Origin of the sequence: Sphingomonas sp., from assembly GCF_031380695.1 — a bacterium.
In the GTDB taxonomy this organism is placed as follows: Bacteria; Pseudomonadota; Alphaproteobacteria; order Sphingomonadales; family Sphingomonadaceae; genus Sphingomicrobium.
In genome coordinates, this window is sequence record NZ_JANMWY010000219.1 from 1 (window position 1) to 1,854 (window position 1,854).

Annotated in this window: 3 protein-coding genes; all 3 read right to left on the minus strand. The window is 64.2% G+C overall.

The annotated features are described in order from the left end of the window. Nucleotides 1-332: enoyl-CoA hydratase/isomerase family protein (locus RMN84_RS07905; protein WP_309611631.1), on the minus strand; the 332-nt coding region annotated here is incomplete at its 3' end. Beyond that, entirely contained in the window at nucleotides 329-1,168 is an 840-nt protein-coding gene (locus RMN84_RS07910) for an enoyl-CoA hydratase/isomerase family protein (protein WP_309611632.1), read from the minus strand. The genes RMN84_RS07910 and RMN84_RS07905, both read right to left, overlap by 4 nt. Before the next feature lie 8 nt (nucleotides 1,169-1,176). Next, a complete protein-coding gene (locus RMN84_RS07915; protein ID WP_309611633.1) occupies nucleotides 1,177-1,620 on the minus strand; it encodes a nuclear transport factor 2 family protein in 444 nt (147 codons plus the stop codon). Nucleotides 1,621-1,854 lie beyond the last annotated feature (234 nt).

Genomic DNA, 1,854 nt, shown 5'->3' on the forward strand with positions numbered 1-1,854 from the left:
AGTTCGAAGCCGCCGCCGACGCAGAAGCCCTGGACGGCAGCGATCAGCGGCTTACGCAGCGTGACCAGTGGTCCACCGATGCCGGTCAACCCCCCGCCGAGCGCCATGCGTCCGCTGCGATCGGTCCCGCCGCTGACGTCAGCACCAATGCAGAATCCCTTCTCGCCCTCGGCCGAGAGGATCGCCACCCAGATATCGGGATCTTCGTTGATCGTTGCCCAGGCGTCGGACAACTGGCCGTCCATCTCCGGCGTGATGGCATTGATCCCGGCCGGCCGGTTAAGCCGGACATGGGCGACATGCCCTTCCTTGCGGAACATGACGTCGCTCATGGCTGGGTCGGCCTTTCTGGGTTCAGGATCGTGGAGGGTGGAACGCGATACTCGGCCATGACCGCTTTCAGCCCGTCCCGGCGAATTCGCGCACGGATCGCGAGCACGGCCGGATCGACGTGGAGCATCGCGTCGGCTTCGGCGATCCCGCTGAGCCCGGCGCGAAAACCGGCGGCTTCGGCGGCGCGGTTGATCGACAGCTTCTTGACCCGCAGAACCTCGGGCGGCGTCAGCGCGATCCGCGCCGCGAGCGAGCGCACCGCGTCGAGCAGATCAGCCGCCGGCACGCTGTGATTGGCCCAGCCCCATTCGACTGCGGTGAGGCCGTCGATCCAGTTGCCGGGAATGAACGCCAGTTCCTTGGCGCGCTTGGCCCCGACCTGCCCGACCCACGTCGGGGCGACATAACCGCCGCCGATTGGAACCGTCGGCTCGCCGATCCGCGCATCGTCGGCGACGACCGTGATGTCGGCGAAGACGCACATTTGCGCGCCCACACCGAGGCAGTAGCCATGAACGGCGGCGATGACCGGCTTGGGATGATCCCAGATCGCCAGCCAGCGATCGACGTTGCGCTGCAGTCGCGCCGTATCCTCGGCGACGTCGGGAATCGCCGCATCGCCGCCATAGCTGCCGAGGTCCATCCCGGCGCAGAAGCCGCGACCCTCGCCGCGAATGCCGAGGACCGGCGCACCGGTCTGGCGGAGCTCGTTTAGGGCGTCGGAAAATTCATCAAGCAGGGCCGGCGACAACGCGTTGGCGTGGTCGGGCCGATCGAGCACGATCCAGCTGATCGATTGCTCATGATCGATCCTGATCGTGCGATCATGCGCCAAACCCGCCTTTACTCCTGCCGGCCGATGGGGTTCGACGCCTTGACATGATAATCGGTGGTCATTGTCGTCCTGAGCGTGCGAACCTTGAACTTCCAGCCTCCGTCGACCTTGACCACGACGTCGTCATATTGCCCATAAAGCAATCCGTCGGGGCGTTCGCGCGTGTAGCGATGGATCGCCAGCACGACTGCACGAACCTTGGCCCGGTCATCGGCTTCGAAATCGATGCAGACGTTTGAGACGTGGTGCGACGTGGCGGTGAAGAAGGTACCGATACCATTGAGCGTCTTCTTGTACGCCTCGATCCCCTCGGCGCCGAAATTGGGCGCGTAGCTGACGACGCACTCGTCGACGAACAGGGCCGACATTTCATCCGGCATGTTCATGTCGAGGAAGTAGGCATAGTCGAACAGCAGTCGCTCGATCGCGCGCTCGTCGATCAATCGTTCCAATGCGCCCTCCACTGCCACTCGACCAACTCCCTGTCTAACGCACCCGCAAATCGGGTCAGCTCGAACAGGCGTGGCGCATCGACGGCACCACGCCCGTGGCGATCATGCTCAGAACTTGACGGAAAGCTCCGCGCCGAATGTCCGCGGTTCACCGGGGTACCAGGTGTTCACACCGGCCGAGGCACCCAGCGCGTAACCTGAAACATGGTAGATCTTGTCGGCCAGGTTACGGAC